The following is a 17,330-nucleotide window of genomic DNA, read 5'->3' on the forward strand; positions in this document are numbered from 1 at the left end:
CGCCGCCTCCGTTTTGCGTCACGGCCCAGACCCTATGTCGGGCAGCTGGGCGATGACGCGCTGAAATGTCGCGACGTCCTCGGCGGCGTAAGAAAGTCAGGGCTCTCCCAGGGCCACCAGTTTGTCCGCCACCTCGGTCAGGGTCTGGCCGGTGACGTCGGCAGGCAGAAAGACATCCCCAGGCTCAAGTTCAAGACGGGCACACCAGCCGGCAAGTGCGCCGACCCGCTTGGCGCCGTGGCAATCCCAGGCGTGCACGGCAACCAGTGCCATGCGGTCAAGCGGTGTCTGCAACTGCTCCGCGGCGAAGTGGTAGATGTTCGGGTGCGGCTTCCAAATGCCTGCGGCTTGGGCGGTGACGACGTGGTCAACGAACTCGAGCAGCCCGGCGCCGTCAAGGAAGGCACGCGTATTATCCGGACTGCCGACAGTCAGGCAGCCAACCTTGATGCCGGCCTCGGACAGGGTGCGCATGGCCGGTAGGGCGTCATCAAAGGTGGGCAGCGAGGCGAAGCCGGCGAGGATGTAATCGATGTCGTCTTCGCTGAGCGTCTGTTGCGATTCGGTCCTCAGAGCCTGACGAGCGACGGGCTCGAAGGGTGCGGCATCGCCGGCAAGGCTCAGTGCCATGGCGTCGCGCTGAAATCGCATGAACCATGGGCCGGCCAAGGTTGCGGGCTGACCCACTTTTTCGAAGCGCTCCGCCAGTGGATCAAGGTTGAGGAGCGTCTCCAAAACATCGAAAACGACGACGTTTGGTCTGGCTGGCATTTTGAGGGCTCCTTCTTTGCGATCGCGGCAAGCCGGCATGTATCGCGCATTGGCCCCGGCGGTGTTGCGCCCGCACTGTTTCTTCCTCTTGCGGGGAAACCTCATTGTAAAAATGGTAAATACGCCCAAGTCGGCATCATATCCATTCGGCCGACGTCCGGTGCGGACATGCCTAACCGTATAGCACTGGGTCCCGGTCGCAGCCAGGCCACTCGCCGCCAGCACGCCACCCATCACCGTGATATTGGGGCGGAGCTCTCGAGCATGGCGCTGTCTGAATCGGCTGCGCGGCCTGGTTCCGATTAATGAGTGGTCAAGAGGTTTTCATGCCAGCGTCGCCCTCGTCCTCATCAAGAGTCCAACACGGGTCCTCGAGCGGTTCACCCTCTTCGTCGTGCAACTGGTGATCGTACGCGGCCTGCAGACCCGTTTCCTCCGAACCCTCTTCTTCCTCTGCCTCGGCGATGGCGCCCGGGTAGAAGGGCGACAGCACGGCCACGAAGACACCAACCGCGGCGAGCATGGCGAACGCATCGGCGTAGCCAAACCCTTCCACCAGCCACCCCACCAACGGCGATCCGCTGGCCTGGCCCAGCGATACCGCCATGAAGGGCAGCACAGGGCCAACCGAGAGGCGCCCGGGCAGCAAGCGTATGCCAGTCATCAGGTAAAGCCCGGTCAGGCTCATGTAGGCGAGCCCGAAGACCAGCGCCGAGAACGCCGTCAGCAGCGGTTGCGCCGGACTTGCGGCGAGCAGCGCAAGGCTGGCGGCGAGCATCATCAGCATCAGCGCCTGGGTGATCGGCGGGTTGTTGCGGTCGGCCAGGTCGGCGACCGCAGCACCACCAAGCCCGGCCACCCCTACCGCGAGCCAGAGCCAGGCCGTGGAAGCGGAGGGGAGGCCCCCAAGGTTGACTACCAGGTCTGGCGCAAAGATCCAGTAGGCGGACGAGACGACACCCATGAGGAAGGCAAAGAGCGACAGCCGGATAAGGCGCGACCAGGGCAGTTCCCTCAGAGGCGGTGGAGAGGCGGCCTCTGCGGGCACCACCCGTGACACCGAGGGGAGTAAACGCCAGGCGGCCACCAGGCCGACGACGGCGAGTACGGCAAAAGAGGCATACGCAAACCGCCAGGCATCCGTCAACAGCAGTACCGTGGGAACGGCCACTACCACACCGATACTCGTGCCTGCGTTCATCACCGAACTAACGCGCCCGTGCAGCGTGCGCTTCACCACGGCCTGCATGGCCGCCGTGAGGGCGGGCATCATTAAGCCTGTACAGATGCCGCACGCGAATACGCCCACGCCGAGCGCCACCGCGCCGTCAGCCTGACTGATGAGTCCAAGCCCGCCGGCGCCGAATGCCCCGGAGAGCGTCGCGGTGTAGCGGGAACCGAGAATTTTGGTGACCAGCGGCGCAACTGCCGTCGCCAGAAGAAAGCTGATCAACGGCAACGCCCCGATGATGCCGATCACCGACGCCGAGAGACCCAGCTCTTCGCGGATGGGTGGTACGAAGAGACCGAAAGCGAAGCGTGCCAACCCGTAACTGATGGCGATCAGCGCGGCCCCAAGGACTGCGAATCCGGTACTCGACAGCTTCATACGATGCGGCCTCCGGTCTTAGCTGCGTCCGTCGCGGCGAATATCCTCCTCCAGTTCCGCCTCACCGTAAACCCGGATCGTGGTCAGGTCAGGCATCACCGGTCAGACTGCAGCGCCGATAGAACGCCCCGGAAGCTCTCCAGCCCGGCTCGGGCAGGTTGTCCAGGTCGCCCAGGGATTGGTCGCGCAGCATTTGGCAGAAGTTCCAGCCCCTGGATTTCGAGTTCTTCGAGGGCAACATGGCCGAGGTGCGCACCCCGGTGCCGATGTCGTCGGAGATGAGGGGGATGACCAGGCATTATTCGTAGTGGCTCCAGAGCCGGAGCACCTTCACCACGCCTTCGTCCTCAAGCACCTGATAGACCAGACGATGCTGAATGTTGATGCGTCTGGAATAGGCCCCCGAGAGATCACCGATGAGCTTCTCGAACGGGGGCGGCTTGCGGTAGGGGTCTTCGGCGATCAGCGCCAGCAATTCCTGACCTTTCGATTTGAGGCCGCTGGCGGCCAGCATCCTTGCGTCCTTCTGCGCTTGTTTGGTGTAGGCCAGCTTCCATGTCACCAATCCAGCTCCTCATCACATTCATCCAATGGGGTTTCCATCCCCTCGCGAACAGACTCCCGCATATCCGGTACCGACAGCAGGTACAGGGTCTCCTGAATGGCTGACCAGTCTTCCTCGGATACCAGAACGGCTCGGTTCCGCTTACCCATGATGACGATGGGCTGGTGGGACTCGGCCGTTTCATCGATCAACCGGTAAAGGTTGCTGCGCGCCTCGGTTGCAGTGATTCCGGTCATGACGCACCCCTGACGTGTTCAGTAGTTCATCAAATGTACGCTATTCAGTACGTACGTCAAGACGAACGCTACATGATAGGCGGCCTCTCTGCCTCACTTTGCATGGGCACTGGGCAGCATTTCGCGGATACTGAAGGTTCGATTGGGTTCCACCGCCCGAATCACCGCTCGGCCTGCAGCTCCGACAACACCCCCCGGAAGCTCTCCAGCCCGGCCTCCAGGTTCTCGATGATCTCCTCGGCGATCTCGTCCGGCTCGGGCAGGTTGTCCAGGTCGCCCAGGGATTGGTCCCGCAGCCAGAAGATATCCAGGCTGGTCTTGTCGCGCTTGAAGATCTCCTCGCGGCTGTAGCACCGCCAGCGGCCGTCCGGGTTGTCCTCGCTCCAGGTGGCCTGGCGCTGGTGGCGTGCCCCCGGTTTATAGCACTCGATGAACTCGCGCAGGTGCTCGTCGCGCAGCGGCTTCTTCTTGAGGGTGTGGTGGATGTTGGTGCGGTAGTCGTAGAACCAGACCGCGTCCGTCCACGGCTCCGCACGCCCGGGGCGGCCGTCGAAGAACAGCACATTGGCCTTGACCCCGTGGGCGTAGAAGATGCCAGTGGGCAGGCGCAGGATGGTGTGCAACTCGGTGGTCTCCATCAGCTTGCGCCGCACCGTCTCGCCGGCGCCGCCCTCGAACAGCACATTGTCCGGCACCACCACCGCCGCCTGACCGTGCTCCTTCAGCAGCGTGCGAATGTGCTGGACGAAGTTGAGCTGCTTGTTCGAGGTGGTGGCCCAGAAATCCTGGCGGTTGTACTCGAACTCCTCCCGCGCCTGCTCACCGGCCTCGTTGGTGATGGTCAGCGTGCTCTTCTTGCCGAAGGGCGGGTTGGCCAACACGTAATCGTGTTTTCTCGGCTGCTCGGCCAGTAGCGCGTCGGTGGGGGAGATGGTGGGTTCATCGCCAATATCGCCGATGTTGTGCAGAAAGAGGTTCATCAGACACATGCGGCGGGCGCTGGGCACGATCTCGTTGCCGTAGAACGTATGGTGCTTGAGCGCCTGCTTCTGCTCGGCGGTCATCTCGGCCATGTGGTGCGCCTTGATGTAATCGTACGCCGCCAGAAAGAAGCCGCCCGTGCCGCAGGCCGGGTCACAGATGGTCTTCTCGGGCTGTGGCTGCACGCACTCCACCATGGCGCGGATCAGCGGGCGGGGCGTGAAGTACTGGCCGGCGCCCGACTTGGTGTCCTGGGCGTTGCGCTCCAGCAGGCCCTCGTACATATCGCCCTTGACCTCGGCATCGAGCATCACCCAGGTCTCGTCGTCGATGAGCTGGATCAGCCGCGCCAGCTTGGCCGGGTCCTGAATCTTGTTCTGGGCCTTGGTGAAAATCTGGCCCAGCATGCCGCGCGCCTGGCCCAGCTCGCGCAGCAGCTCAATGTAGTGCCCCTCCAGCTCCGCGCCCTTGCGGGCCTTCAGGCTCTGCCAGTTGTAGGCCTCGGGGATGCCCACATCCCGGCCCCAGGGCGGCCGGCTGTATTCGTCGGCCATCTTGAGGAAGATGAGGTAAGTGATCTGCTCCAGGTAGTCGCCATAGCTCACGCCGTCGTCGCGCAGCATGTGGCAGAAGTTCCAGACCCTGGAGACGAGGTTTTCGGCGTTCATTCTTGCTCCTCGATGGCGATATAGGCCTGATCTGGGCGGTTCGGCTCATCTGGGTACTGTCGCTGTAACCGACCCTTGCGTACCAATGGCGTGAGGTATCGGTGTTGGAGATAGGCGGGGTTGCGCCCCGTCGCTGTCGCTAGCTCACGTAACGACCAGGGGCGCAGGGCGCAAAGGGCCAATATGGCGGCTTCAAGTCGTTCAGAGCCGCGGGTCCTCTGGCCCAGCGCCTCAATCTGGTGGCGCAAAGATTCTGGGAGCGCTCCGAGTAGAGACTCCCTAGATAAGCCTTCGGACTCCCTAGATAAGCCTTCGGACTCCCTAGATAAGCCTTCGGACTCCCTAGATAAGCCTTCGGACTCCCTAGATAAGCCTTCCGGCGACTCGGAAAAGTTAGCCAACAGCTCATCCTCAGCCTGGTCTGCTGGAATACCCAGTCGAGCGTCCGGCACATAGTAGGTCGCCGGTCCACGCGGCACCTGCTCGACTAGCTCCAGGTCCCGCAAACGGGCCAATCGCTGACTGGCGGTCAGGGTATCGACCCGGTTCAGGTCGCGGTAATCGGAGTTGGTGATTCGGCCGGTCTCCCGAACGAAGATCAGCGCCCGCTGCTCGTCCTCGCCCAGCCCCAGATGCCGGAACTGGCCGAGCCAAGCGACATCCTCCTCGGTCAGGAAGTGGTGGAACAGGTAGGTAGCAGAAAACTGGTCATTGTGGCGGTCGGAATCGAAACTGGGCGGCGAAAGCCCCGCTTCCTCCATCAGCCGGCGCATGACGCGGATACCGCTGCCTTTGGTTTCAGCCAACCCCATCTCGTGCAACACCGAAGCGATGACCGGGTTGCGCCACTGCGAACCCGGCTCGCCCAGATTCTCCAGCGCCTTCAGGGAGTACCCCGGGTTCTGCACTTCAAGTCGATTACTGTAACGCAGCAACTGAACGGGCTGCTGGCGCTGATAGTTGCGGTGCATGACGGCGTTCACCACGGCCTCGCGCACCACCTTGTCTGGCAGCACCGTCTTTTCGTCCCGGCGTATCTCCCCTTCAGGTAGCTGGAAGGCACGGGGCAGGTCGTCCAGCACCGCGGCCGTCGCCCGCTGAATCAGCCGGGGTAGGGTGTCGCGCAGATCCAGCGTGGTGAAGCGCTCGTGTGGGTCTTCAATCCACTCCTTGCCGGGAATGCGCACATAGTCCACCCGGTTGGCCGGGAAAAGACGGCGCAAAGCGCCCCGCCGACCGAACAGCAACACCCCTGCCACCGTGGGCTGCAGGTTGCCGGCATTTCGAACGACAGCACCCAGCGATTCCAGCAATTCATCGTCGGAAAAGTTCAGCTCCTCCGCCGCCGGGTTTACGGCGCGGCGCGCGTTGCGATAGTGCTCGATGGCGTCCGGGTCGAGATCATCCAGACTGGCCCCGGTCACCACTGAGGCATCGTAACTCTGGCCAGATCGCCCCTGATACAGCGCCGCGAGATCGTCCTGATTGCAACGGTAATCGCCACTGGGGCCACGCCGCCAGGCCGAGCGGGGCAGGGGCTTGTTCGCAAAGCAGATAGGCCGGGAGGCCGGATCGGCTTCCGCCACTTCTACCAGGATTACCGTGCCTTCACTCAGCGCCTCAGCCCGCGCCTGAATGCGCAGGGGCACGTTGAAGGCATTGGCACAGCGGGAGTGCAGGTCGTTGAGCAGCTTGTCCGGGTCCGCTATGCCGGTTACGCGATAGTCACCGGGCGTATCCGTGGCCTTTTCCACGCCCAGCAACAGCCAGCCGCCGCCCAGCCCCGGCTCGTTAGCGAAGGCGCAGACCGTTTCCAGCAGGGACTCACCGATGGCCGAGGCCCGCTTGGCTTCGATCCGATCCGACTCGTCGAGTTGTCGGAGTTGATCGAGGAGTTCCTGTGCCGTCACCTGGCTCATGCGGGCGTCCTTGCCTTGCGTGTGCGGCGCTTGATTTTGGGGGCATCGGCCTGTTCCTGGCGGATGCGCTCCAGCAGGGCGCTGGCGGGCTCGTCGTTGGGGTCCTGGGGGACGAGGTTGCCTTCGAAGGCGCGTTTTAGGATGGACTGGCGCAAATATTCGATTTTCTCTATTGAAGATAGGATCAGATGCTCTAAATGCTCGATCTTTGATAACTCTTCATCGAGCACCTGCCCAATCTCAGCTTGCTCTTCCGCGCTGCAAACAGGAATAATAAATTCCCTGATTTGTGACTCGCTAATATGCGGTAGCTGAGTTCCTGTCTGGTTGCCTAGACAGTGCACAGCAAATCTCTTCTGTGATAGGGCTCCAGTCAAGAATCTCATGTCTACTGAAGTGCTTTTCCTGAACCTAGCGACCCGTTGAACCAGTAAGCATGGGGAATCTTCTGGGCGTACTACCGCCAGTTTCAAACCGGAAGAAATTATGGGTCTATCCATGGCTAAGACAACATCACCTTCATGTACTAATAAACTCTCATAGCCGCTAAGTCTTTTCTCTGGCCAGTATTTTGCATTATCCCAACGGAGTCTCCCGGGTGCGATGTTATCACCTCGAAGAAGCCGCACGCCTGACTCTGAAAAACTAGAGCTCTTGAAAGCATAGCCGACGTCCGTATGTATCAATGTACCTAAACGAAGATACTTCCATTCATAAGGTATATGAGGTAAGTTGCGAATATCTTCATTACTTATATTAGGCAGTTTCTTTGGCAGTCTTGGCTTCCTCGGCTTCTTTCCTGACTTGCCATTCACCTCCCATTCCGCGACTGCGGCCCTCCACTCTCCTAGCTGCTGCTGGTAGCAGGCTTCGCGTTCTTCGCGGATGCGCTCAAGGAGTTGGTCGGCGGTTTCGAGTTTGTCGGCGTTGTCTCGGCGCCATTGTTCGGTGAGGCGGCCTTCGAAGGCGGCCTTGAGCAGGGACTGGCGGTAGGTCTTGAGCTGGGCGCGGGCGGTTTTCAGGCTTTCCACGCCCTTGTCCAGTTCGGAGAAGAGTTCTTCGATCTTGGCGACGATGCGGCGTTGTTCTGCAAGAGGTGGTATTGGCAGTCGAATCGCCCTAATGCGTTCCTGGCCAATGTTCCGCATCGATTGCTGATTGCCTGTGCTCAGCAGTTCGATTTGCCGCCGGCCTGCTACGGATCGTAAGTAGAAAAGGACGAACTTTGGTGAAACCCAAGTAAACGTCAGTCGTAGGATCTTGTCGCTTAGCATCACATTGCGGCTGACTGCTTTTGCAATCACGCAAGCGCCGACAAGATCGATTGTATTTGATCGGCTAAATAGAAAGTCCCCTTCTTGGATAAATAAATTGTTCTGAACTCGGCTAGGATCTAGACAAGTTTTGCTCTCACTTTCTTGGTACTCTCCCCACGTTACGGCGCTAACTTTGGCTACACCAATCTCGCCTTCTTCTGGAGGCCGTTCAAGGCACTTGAAACTTTTTCCAGCTTCTATGGCGCTGATTACCTGGCCAAGCACGGCCACTTCCCATGTTTTTGGCCATTGGGAAACACATTCTGGTGGTTGAGATCCAGAAGTAGCCATCACGCCGCCATCTCATCATTCATCTGATCCAACACCCGCTCCATGTCCTCCCCGAACAACTGCCACATGCGCCCGCGTCCGCCCTCGGCGTCAAATGGGGCGTAGTCCAGGTCGTCCACGGTGATGTGGAAGCTGGCGGCGATGTGGTCGCGGATTTTTTCCAGCCAGGCCATCTGTTCCTCGTTGAATTTGGGTTGGTTGCCGGAGTGTCGGCCGAACACCCAGCGTTTGAAGTTGGCGCGCACGGTTTCGGCGTAGGGGGTGAGCTGGTCGTCCCAGCCGCTGACCCGGCGCACCAGGGCGATGATCTGGGCCAGTTCGGTTTCCGGCCGGCGCGCTTGCACTTCGTCCAGACGGGCGTACGCCTCCCACACCCGGGCCGGGGCCAGCTTGGGTTGCTCGCGCTTGAGGGCGTCGAGCAGTTCGCGGATGGCCCGGGCGGTGATCTCCCGCCGGCGGTGCGGCTGGTGATAATAAATGGTCAGGGCGTCGATGTCGTCCCGGTGGGCCTCCAGCCACTCTCGAAAGGCCTGGCGCAGTTGCTCGCGGTGGGTTTCGGCGTCGGTTTCCCAGCCGCTGACTTCCAGTTTGTCCGGGTTGAGGGTGTCCACCACCTGTTCCTGCCGCTGGCGCACCTCTTCCAGGTAGGTGGTCAGCGCGCCGGTGATGGCGGCGGTGGCGGCCCTGGCACGTTCCTCACGGGCGGTTTCGAGCTGTTCCGGGCTGGGTTCGGCGTTTTCGGGCAGGTGGTGGGTTTCGCGGGCGGCGCGGCGCAGGGCGTCGGGGTCGTCGGTGGCCAGCAGTTCCGAGGCGATGGTGTTGAGGTCGGGGCCGCCGGTGATCTTGCGCACCGCCTGCTGCTGCTCGTCGTCCAGACGTTTGCTGAGCCGGGCCAGACGGCCGGCCAGGCTGGTCAGACTGTCCGGGTCGCGCACGCCCATGGTCACGGCCTGCATCAGGTTCTTCAGGGGCACGCTGGGCTTGCGCTCCAGGCTGCCGGTTTCCATCTTCTTCGATTCGCTGACGCCCACTGCGTCCACCAGCACGAAGTGCGCCTTGGGCCCGGCGGCGGAGCGGTTGACCTGGCGCAGGCCGTCGGCGTCCAGGCTGCGGGTGCCGCGTCCGACCATCTGCATGTAGTAGTTGCGACTTTTCACGTCGCGCATGAACAGCAGGCACTCGATGGGTTTCACGTCGGTGCCGGTGGCGATCATGTCCACGGTGACGGCGATGCGCGGGTGGTAGTCGTTGCGGAAACTGTTCAGCACGCTCTGGGGGTCGTCGTCGATGCGGTAGGTGATCTTGCGGCAGAAGTCGTTGCCGGCGGCGAACTCCTCGCGGACGGTGTGGATGATGTCGTCGGCGTGGCTGTCGGTCTTCGCGAAGATCAGCGTCTTGGGCACCTCGACCCCGGCGGGGCCGGCTTCGTCGTCCGGCAGACGGCGGTCGGGGAACATGCGGGGCAGGGCGTTGCGGAAGGCCTGTACAACGGTGCGGATCTGGCTGGGGTTGACCACGCTGCGGTCCAGTTGCGCGCCTTCGTATTCCAGGTCCTCGTCCAGTTGCTGCCAGCGCTGCTCGCGGGTGAGGCGGTCGCGGTGCTCGATGGTCTCCTCCGCCTCGATCTTCGCGCCCTCGCGGGTCAAACGGGTGTCGATGCGCCAGACAAAATGGTCCACGTTAATGCCGTCCACCACCGACTGCTCCAGCGGGTACTCGCTGACCACGTTCTGGTGGAAGAAGCCGTAGGTGCGGTTGTCCGGGGTGGCGGTCAGGCCCACCAGGAAGCTGTCGAAGTATTCGATCACCTGCCGCCAGAGGTTGTAGATGGAGCGGTGGCACTCGTCGATGACGATGACGTCGAAGAACTCCGGCGGCACCCTGGGGTTGTAGACCACCGGCAGCGGCTCCCGGCGCAGGGCGTCGAGGCCGGGCAGCTCGTCCTCGGCGGACTCCTCCAGCGGCTCGCCCTTCAGGATGGAGTAGAGGCGCTGGATGGTGCTGATGCAGACCTGCCCGTCGGTGGGCACGTGGGGCGAGCGCAGGCGCTGGACGGTGTAGAGCTCGGTGAACTTGCGGTTGTCGTCCTGGGGCAGGTACTGGTGGAACTCGTTCTCGGCCTGCACGCCCAGGTTGCGGGTGTCCACCAGAAACAGGACGCGTTTGACGTCGGCGTGCTTGAGCAGGCGGTAGATGCTGGTGATGGCCGTAAAGGTCTTGCCCGCGCCGGTGGCCATCTGGATCAGCGCCCGGGGGCGGTTCTCGCTTAACGAGGTTTCCAGGTTGTTGATGGCGCGGAACTGGCAGTCGCGCAGGCCGTCGGGCTGCAGCGCGGGCAGGGCCTGCAGCCGGGCGCGGAGGGGGGCGGCCTGAGCGCGCCACGCCGCCATGGTTTCCGGCCGGTGGAACTGAAACACCTCGCGGGCGCGCGGGGCCGGGTCGTCGCGGTCGGTAAAGCGGGTGATCTCGCCGGTGGCCTCGTACACGAAGCGCAGGTCGGCCCTGCCCACATGCTTGAGTGCCGCGCCGGCGTAGCGGGCCGACTGTTCCTCCACCGTGGTGATGCGGTGGCCTTCCTCCTCCCGCTTGGCCTCGATGAGGCCCACCGGCTCGCCGTCCACCATCAGCAGGTAGTCCATGGGGCCGGTGTCGGTGGGGTACTCGCGCACCGCTACGCCCCGGGCGGCCTGCGGGTTCAGGGCGGCCAGACTCTGCACCGTCCAGCCGGAGGCGCGGAGCTGTTCATCGATGCGGTCGCGGGCGCGTTGTTCCGGGTTCTGGTTATTGGGCATGGTCTCGATAGCTGGCGTGCACCGGCACGGCGGCCTTCAATGTCTGCGCCACCACACAGTACCGCTCGGTGAGCTTGAGGAGCGTGTCCAGTTGCTCGGCCGAGGCGGGTGACTGCAGCGCGATTTCCAGGCGGATCTCCTTGAACCCCACCGGGGCCTCCTTCGAGATGCCCAGCGTGCCACGGAAATCCAGATCCCCCTCAGCCCGTAATGTGCACGCTTCGATGGGGATTTCCAAGGACGTGGCCACCGCCGACAACGTGACACCGGCGCACGCCACCAGCGCCTCCAGCAGCATGTCCCCGGAACAGGCCTGGGTGCCGGGCCCACCCGTCGCGGGGTGCAGCCCAGCCTCGACCAGCGCCTTGCCGGTGGCCAGACTGCACGAGACCCCTTCGCCGACACGGCCCTCCGCCTTCAGCGTGACGAGGGCCGATTCCGGAGATTGCCGGTATTGCTCCTTGAGCGGTGCCTGGAGGGAGCGGAGATCAGTCATGGTGGGCTCCTCTTGTTTGGAGAAGTGCGTAGGGCGCGCTGGCCTGTCGGGGTGGACCGAGACCGGAGCTGTTGGACGTGCTGGCGGTGCGTCTCCCGGGTTGGCGCCAACCGGCCGGATTTGATTTGCGACAGGACGTCTCGTACCTCGGACTCACTCAGCACTGGGTTAGTGAATGACTTGATGTACGTGATGTAGGCGCCGCCCCAAGTAACGTTGGCTGGCATGGGTGTCTTGAACCGGCTTGCCCCGTTGAACACCACCACGGAATGGATGTGCTCTGGTGAGACATCAAGCGCCGACTCCAGCGCCTTCACGTGCTTGTAGTTCTGCCGAAGGGGGTTCTGGAACCTGAAGGTTCGCTTGTAGATCTTCTGCGTCCACTGAGCCTGCCGCTCACCGCCGAAAATCCAGCCCTTCATGTTCTTGGTCTCGACCACGAAGATGCCGTACCGAGATACGAAGATATGGTCAATCTGGGTGGTTCCGTCCGGCGTGGGGAGAGTGACGTTGTGCAGTCGGTGGTAGGTACTTGCCGGGAGCCTTAGCTTTGCTGCCAAGGCGACCAAGGCTTCGCCGGCCAGCCCCTTGAACCATGGGGACCGGAGTGTGGCCATGATCAGGGCGACGGGAATTGCCCACAACAGTACCTTTAGGATTTCAGTTGTGATTAGTCCAGTTTCCACGTATTTTTTTCAACTTTGCGATAACCGGCGAATGACGGCGGCGTGCCGGCGAGGTAGCACATGTGCGATGCAGTTCATCGTCCGCGTTGATTGCTTTGTTAGGAGTTCGACTCTTCAATATCTTCTCCCAATTGTTGGTCTAACTGTTTAATCATGCTAATCAAAGGCATCAAAAAGAAATGTACAAAGTCATCGATTTGATTTTTATCAAACGCAATACACCCATCTGAGACCCACCCTTGGAGAAGAGTTGTCTCCAAGCTATTCGGAATTCCCTGTCGATGCACAATGCAGTTCCTGGCTTTGATAATCCTGTAGTAATAATAAGTCTCATGTCGCCCAACCATATTGCTATGCATCGAAAGATTTGAGTGAACGGCATGAACCTTCTTTAGAAGAGGGTGGTCAATTCTCCCCTTTTGGCCAATTGGTGCCGCATTGGATATTTCTTTTTTAGAAACGCGAACGTGATTGATGATTCTATCGATAAGGTCTTCGAAGTTGGAAACAAGCGAAACAACAGCTTGATAGCAGTTGATCCTATGCAGTTGCCCCGATTTAACACTATGCATAATATCGCGTTTTCTTTTTATCGTTGCCCAGTTCCCAAAGTTGGTGCTGAGCGGAATCTCCACCGCCTCATTTAGGCATTCTGAGCTTGAACATATTTGCTGCTCAATCAGGGTGACGACTGAGTATAAAGTGGTAATGTGTTCGACACGATTGAGGTAGCTCTCGTATAAATTGTTGACGAACTCAGATTTCAGGTCAAGTGACCAGCTATCCATAAATGACTCCTAAAGCCTCAGCTCCCTGGAGAGCAACCGAAGAGAGCTAATGCTGTCAGTGATAGGACAGACTCATCCCGCCCTCTTATCCAGCATGGCACTCAGATGCCGGATCCGGATAAGGGGGTGGGAGGAGTCCATCCCATCACTCCAGCTCCTAAGTTATCCGGCATTTCCAAGCTTCGTAAACTCCACCAACCTGTAAGTGATGCGCGCAGTCCGGTTTAGAGGCTGGACGGTTCGCACAATGACGTTCCCTACGCACCATGAGTTAGCGCCACCGACTACAAAATTGCCGGATTCGACAGCTTCTTGAACCTGTTCGGCAGCTTCCATCGAAGCCGTCCCATAGACGACTTCTCCACTAGCTACCTGAAGCTCGAATCTCCTGTGTTCTGGTAGAAAACCAAGCAAGTTACCTTCGACAGACTGCGTATCCTCTTTGATTTGCGTCGCTTCCGTTCTCAGCCTTCCGCGATGGATCGCACCCTCGTCGAGTGTAAAATCCCGCTCGTCGTCGACAAGGCGGACCGTCGCGCTCGCGGTATCCATGTCTTTGAAGAAGTTGCGGAGAGCTATGAGCGTCCGGGCATCTATATCTTCAATTGTGCTTTCGAACTTCTGCTCGGAGTCCGCACCGATGTCCTCGAGAAGTTGTGATACGGAGTGGATGACTTCTTTCAGTGCGGTGTCGTGTAATTCCTCCTGGTCAGATAATTCATCTAGAACAAAGCCGAAGGAGCCGTGCGTGACGCCCGTAATCATCAAGCCAGCGCTGTCCTGCAGCGGAACGCGCCCACGTTCGCCAATAGTCCCTAGTTCACATTTAGCGTAGACCTTCGAAACTATCTCCTGGAACGTGTCCAGAGCTCTTCCAGCGAAGTCTGCGGCAATACCCCGCGAACCCAGTACGGGCTCTCCGTTAAAGTAAAGCGCAACGCTGGCGAAAGGCGAGTGAAGGGTATACAAACGATCAAGCTCTGCGCGCAGTTCATCTGCGCGCTGCTGGTACTGGAGCTTGCCAACCGTGTCTCCAATCTCAGAAGCCTCGCCGAGCAGAGCCTCAACTCCCGCCAATTCTGCTTCAAGGGCATCAATCTGCAACTTAAGAGGCATGTTTGCGATCTCCGCTCAGCAGAGCCAAAGCTGCATCATCGTTTGCGTGCAGGGGTATCTGCAAGATCCCTTTCCATAAGTATGTCGCCCGCTGGTGGGAGAACAAGCCGAACCAGTACCTAGTGCGCGACACGATCGCCTCTGGGGGGAGGGAGAGATCGACGAAGAACGCGTCACAGCTATGCGCGCTCTTCACGACATTGCGGTCAAAGAGTTCGGGAGAACCTGCCACAAATTTGTTCCAGGCGCCTTGCTCCTGTAGTGCCGGTGGTCGCCGGGCGAACGTGACCACATCAACGTCCTTCGGGGGGCGCCTTCGTTGTGTCTCGCAATCCTCGAGATAGCTTCCTGCAAGCCATTGAAACCCATCGGTGAATCCTGCCGCCTGTAGGGCCCGGCGGAAGTCCAGGAGGCCGGAGAGGATGCCACGCCTTTCCACAGAAAAGCCTAAGGTATCAGCGACTTCTGCCATAGACGTAGGATACGGCGCCATTGCAGCGGAGTCCGTCGGCCCACGCGTCGCCAGGAAAGGCGGAAGCACGCCTGATTGGTTGAAATCTGGAATCACTACTACCTGTCCCCTCTCGAATAACGTTTGCAGAACGCGCGTCTTTGTCAAGGAGCAGAAGGCGCAATGTAAAGGGCGTCGCCCTGCCTGAAGTTGTTATATATTTATGCGGCAATCGCAACCCCAACGGATAGCAATGTATTTATGTAAAAGGCTAAATAATGCTCCGTGGGGCTTCGTCCGGGTGCAGTCTTTAAAAGATGTCGACCAGGCGAAGGAATGTTCAACGGGGCTGTACCGTATTCCCGGCGGAGTAGTTTAGCGTACTTAATTTTGCTTTCTTTGGAGTTGTGAGCGATCTGATTCCGGAGTGTTTTCATGTCTTGAAGATCGCGGTTTGCACCAGCTATGGCCGTCCTCAATGGTTCGCCAGAGCTAAGATAAATAGAAGCTCTTTCCATTACCGACTCTGGATTTGACCAATCTAAGAATGGCATTGATGACCGTATTAGGTCTCTTGAATGATTGTAGCTCCTAGGTTTTAAATATGATTTTGGCTTGAAACCAGAAAGCCCATTTTTTTCTAGGGTATACAAAATAAAAACCTCCTCTACGTAATTTTCATATGCCCTGAAAGCGGAGAGAAATACTCCCTCTGTTAGGAGCTCTAACTGCCCTTTGCTCAATCCAGTGTTAGACTGATTGATTGAGTCTAATCTTATCAAAGAATTCAGCTCTGCCGTAAAATCCCTGTGGGCTGCGGAAATCTTTATTCTGGCCATTGCTTCCGACCTCAGAGAATTTCAGAGAGCTTTTTGCACAGGAATTCACTTCGGAAAATTCGTCTGCTCGTATCAGTAGTCGCGCGACGAGAATAGTCTATGAATTTTTGATAATCTTGACTTTCGTCATCTTCGTCATATCGAGAGCTTATCTCATCTAGACGAACTCTAGTCTTCTTGATGTTTTTAATAATGTCTACTCTGGGAGCATGTTCTAGTCCCTCAACACCGGAAATGCAGTGAGCCACTGCACAAAACAGTGAATAAAATAGATGTATTCTGCTGAAGTTAGTATTCTTTAGTTCGGAGGCCGGATAAATCTCACCAATGACACTCATGGTTTTGTGAAAAAGGTCCTGAATTTTGTCTAAGTCTCCCTCTTCATCCTCAAACTTTTTGTAAAAGGTAGAAATATTCTTGTTGGTTTGAACTCCATCGGCCAGTGCAACCAAAAGGTCAGAGGCTAAAGTTGCCTCTGCCATCCTTGATACCTGAGCTTTGGTCAAAATTCCTGAATCAACCCAATAGCCAACATACTCATAGCCTAAACTATATGCGGTTTGCTTGAAAAAACCTAGATACTTAGCATTAAGTTGCTCTTGATTGTTCAGCCTTACTGAGTACGTGTTAAGTCGAGCAAAAATATCTAGTATGTCTGGATAAGTCGCATCAAATAGCAAGTCGACCCCGATTTCATACTTAAGGATCTCATGCTGCAAGCCCTCGTTTAAAGTCGAATATGTTTTCCCCGCAAATTCAGGGTTGTGCGCTTTTGAAATCTTGAACCCATCTTCCATGAACTCAAGTATTGCTCTTAACCTTTGCTGCCCATCAACAACAACACGAATGTTTCTGGTTCCTTTTAGCTCCTGGGTAATCAAAACCTTTGGAATCGGCTTGCCTCGGACAATGGTGTCAATAAGATACGACTTGGCTTTCTCGCTCCAAACGGATCGTCTTTGAAATTCAGGCGATAAATCGAGCAGGCCAGACGACTCCCACTCAACGAAGTCAGATACGCTATAAACTCGTGTATCAAATTTTTTCATTTCTTCTCCTGATGGTGAAATATAGCTGTCCACCGGCTGCATAACATCTAAGCAGCGATCCGCCCGTGCGCAGCATGGCGGATAAATGTCTGTTGAACTGAGCCGCCCCGCCGCAAGGCACGGTCCACGCGGGTCACACTATAAGACGGGGAAAGTATCACCGGCCCATGGGGCGGGTGGCACCTGGCGGTGTTGTTCTGGCAAGCGGGCCATCGTCCCTGGATGCGCATGGTGGGTCTCCCTGGCGCAGTCTGTGATCCTGTTCCCCTGATAGTGCAGGATCAGCCAACCAATTCCAACCACTCGGTCGCACGCCTCTGCGCCTGCGCTTCCCAGGCGTGTACTCCGGGTCAGATGCGCACGCCGTCAGCCAGGTCCTCGTCGTTCTCCCTCCTTCCGCCATTGGCTCGGTTGCAGTTCGCTGATAGGGCGTTGTTCCGGGTTCTGGTTATTGGGCATGGTCTCGAAAGCTGGCGTGCACCGGCACGGCGGCCTTCAACGTTTGCGCCACCACACAGTACCGCTCGGTGAGCTTGAGGAGCGTGTCCAGTTGCTCGGCCGAGGCGGGTGATTGAAGCGCGATTTCCAGGCGGATCTCCTTGAACCCCACCGGGGCCTCCTTCGAGATGCCCAGCGTGCCACGGAAATCCAGATCCCCCTCAGCCCGTAATGTGCACGCTTCGATGGGGATTTCCAAGGACGTGGCCACCGCCGACAACGTGACACCGGCGCACGCCACCAGCGCCTCCAGCAGCAT

General features: G+C 58.8%; 16 protein-coding genes. All 16 read right to left on the minus strand.

Features of this window, described 5'->3' with window-relative positions:
* Positions 1–96 precede the first annotated feature (96 nt).
* Positions 97–771 carry an HAD family hydrolase gene (locus DFR31_RS09785; protein ID WP_121442487.1) on the minus strand — a complete coding sequence of 225 codons (675 nt, stop codon included), beginning with the start codon at positions 769–771 and terminating at the stop codon, positions 97–99.
* 313 nt (positions 772–1,084) lie between these two features.
* Complete coding sequence (locus tag DFR31_RS09790; RefSeq protein ID WP_121442488.1) at positions 1,085–2,380, minus strand: MFS transporter; 1,296 nt, start codon at positions 2,378–2,380, stop codon at positions 1,085–1,087.
* 298 nt (positions 2,381–2,678) lie between these two features.
* Positions 2,679–2,942 (minus strand): Txe/YoeB family addiction module toxin, encoded by a 264-nt coding sequence (locus DFR31_RS09795; RefSeq protein WP_121442489.1) that lies wholly within the window; start codon positions 2,940–2,942, stop codon positions 2,679–2,681.
* The gene (locus DFR31_RS09800) at positions 2,939–3,181 is read right to left on the minus strand and encodes a type II toxin-antitoxin system Phd/YefM family antitoxin (protein WP_121442490.1); all 243 of its coding nucleotides are present in this window, start codon (positions 3,179–3,181) and stop codon (positions 2,939–2,941) included. Before DFR31_RS09800 ends, DFR31_RS09795 begins: the two co-directional genes overlap by 4 nt.
* A gap of 161 nt (positions 3,182–3,342) precedes the next feature.
* Positions 3,343–4,830 carry a class I SAM-dependent DNA methyltransferase gene (locus tag DFR31_RS09805; protein ID WP_121442491.1) on the minus strand — a complete coding sequence of 496 codons (1,488 nt, stop codon included), beginning with the start codon at positions 4,828–4,830 and terminating at the stop codon, positions 3,343–3,345.
* Positions 4,827–6,749, minus strand: a complete 1,923-nt coding sequence (locus tag DFR31_RS09810) for an ATP-binding protein (protein ID WP_121442492.1) — start codon at positions 6,747–6,749, stop codon at positions 4,827–4,829. The genes DFR31_RS09805 and DFR31_RS09810 overlap by 4 nt, the downstream gene beginning before the upstream one ends.
* The gene (locus DFR31_RS09815; RefSeq protein WP_170153656.1) at positions 6,746–8,290 is read right to left on the minus strand and encodes a restriction endonuclease subunit S; all 1,545 of its coding nucleotides are present in this window, start codon (positions 8,288–8,290) and stop codon (positions 6,746–6,748) included. Before DFR31_RS09815 ends, DFR31_RS09810 begins: the two co-directional genes overlap by 4 nt.
* Positions 8,291–8,355: 65 nt before the next feature.
* Positions 8,356–11,148, minus strand: coding sequence for a type I restriction endonuclease subunit R (locus DFR31_RS09820; RefSeq protein WP_170153657.1), 2,793 nt, complete (start codon positions 11,146–11,148; stop codon positions 8,356–8,358).
* Positions 11,138–11,644, minus strand: coding sequence for an OsmC family protein (locus DFR31_RS09825; RefSeq protein ID WP_121442494.1), 507 nt, complete (start codon positions 11,642–11,644; stop codon positions 11,138–11,140). The genes DFR31_RS09820 and DFR31_RS09825 overlap by 11 nt, the downstream gene beginning before the upstream one ends.
* Positions 11,641–12,330 carry a nuclease-related domain-containing protein gene (locus DFR31_RS09830; protein WP_211328284.1) on the minus strand — a complete coding sequence of 230 codons (690 nt, stop codon included), beginning with the start codon at positions 12,328–12,330 and terminating at the stop codon, positions 11,641–11,643. Before DFR31_RS09830 ends, DFR31_RS09825 begins: the two co-directional genes overlap by 4 nt.
* A 98-nt stretch (positions 12,331–12,428) precedes the next feature.
* The gene (locus tag DFR31_RS13795; protein WP_147436968.1) at positions 12,429–13,118 is read right to left on the minus strand and encodes a hypothetical protein; all 690 of its coding nucleotides are present in this window, start codon (positions 13,116–13,118) and stop codon (positions 12,429–12,431) included.
* Between the two features lie 162 nt (positions 13,119–13,280).
* Positions 13,281–14,234 carry a hypothetical protein gene (locus DFR31_RS09835; protein ID WP_121442495.1) on the minus strand — a complete coding sequence of 318 codons (954 nt, stop codon included), beginning with the start codon at positions 14,232–14,234 and terminating at the stop codon, positions 13,281–13,283.
* The gene (locus tag DFR31_RS09840; protein ID WP_147436969.1) at positions 14,224–14,802 is read right to left on the minus strand and encodes a DUF6932 family protein; all 579 of its coding nucleotides are present in this window, start codon (positions 14,800–14,802) and stop codon (positions 14,224–14,226) included. Before DFR31_RS09840 ends, DFR31_RS09835 begins: the two co-directional genes overlap by 11 nt.
* A 104-nt stretch (positions 14,803–14,906) precedes the next feature.
* Positions 14,907–15,524, minus strand: a complete 618-nt coding sequence (locus tag DFR31_RS13800; RefSeq protein ID WP_147436970.1) for a hypothetical protein — start codon at positions 15,522–15,524, stop codon at positions 14,907–14,909.
* Between the two features lie 11 nt (positions 15,525–15,535).
* On the minus strand, positions 15,536–16,573 hold the full coding sequence (locus tag DFR31_RS09845) for a DUF262 domain-containing protein (protein WP_121442497.1): 1,038 nt from the start codon (positions 16,571–16,573) through the stop codon (positions 15,536–15,538).
* Between the two features lie 448 nt (positions 16,574–17,021).
* On the minus strand, positions 17,022–17,330 hold a 309-nt coding region (locus tag DFR31_RS09850; protein ID WP_121442498.1), incomplete at its 5' end, for an OsmC family protein.

Origin of the sequence: Alkalispirillum mobile (assembly GCF_003664325.1) — a bacterium.
Taxonomy (GTDB): Bacteria; Pseudomonadota; Gammaproteobacteria; order Nitrococcales; family Halorhodospiraceae; genus Alkalilimnicola; species Alkalilimnicola mobilis.

Coding starts and splice junctions, on each gene's coding strand:
- DFR31_RS09785 (WP_121442487.1), bottom strand. CDS start 771: ATGCCAGCCAGACCAAACGTCGTCGTTTTCGATGTTTTGGAGACGCTC.
- DFR31_RS09790 (WP_121442488.1), bottom strand. CDS start 2,380: ATGAAGCTGTCGAGTACCGGATTCGCAGTCCTTGGGGCCGCGCTGATC.
- DFR31_RS09800 (WP_121442490.1), bottom strand. CDS start 3,181: ATGACCGGAATCACTGCAACCGAGGCGCGCAGCAACCTTTACCGGTTG.
- DFR31_RS09805 (WP_121442491.1), bottom strand. CDS start 4,830: ATGAACGCCGAAAACCTCGTCTCCAGGGTCTGGAACTTCTGCCACATG.
- DFR31_RS09810 (WP_121442492.1), bottom strand. CDS start 6,749: ATGAGCCAGGTGACGGCACAGGAACTCCTCGATCAACTCCGACAACTC.
- DFR31_RS09820 (WP_170153657.1), bottom strand. CDS start 11,148: ATGCCCAATAACCAGAACCCGGAACAACGCGCCCGCGACCGCATCGAT.
- DFR31_RS09825 (WP_121442494.1), bottom strand. CDS start 11,644: ATGACTGATCTCCGCTCCCTCCAGGCACCGCTCAAGGAGCAATACCGG.
- DFR31_RS13795 (WP_147436968.1), bottom strand. CDS start 13,118: ATGGATAGCTGGTCACTTGACCTGAAATCTGAGTTCGTCAACAATTTA.
- DFR31_RS09835 (WP_121442495.1), bottom strand. CDS start 14,234: ATGCCTCTTAAGTTGCAGATTGATGCCCTTGAAGCAGAATTGGCGGGA.
- DFR31_RS13800 (WP_147436970.1), bottom strand. CDS start 15,524: ATGGCCAGAATAAAGATTTCCGCAGCCCACAGGGATTTTACGGCAGAG.
- DFR31_RS09845 (WP_121442497.1), bottom strand. CDS start 16,573: ATGAAAAAATTTGATACACGAGTTTATAGCGTATCTGACTTCGTTGAG.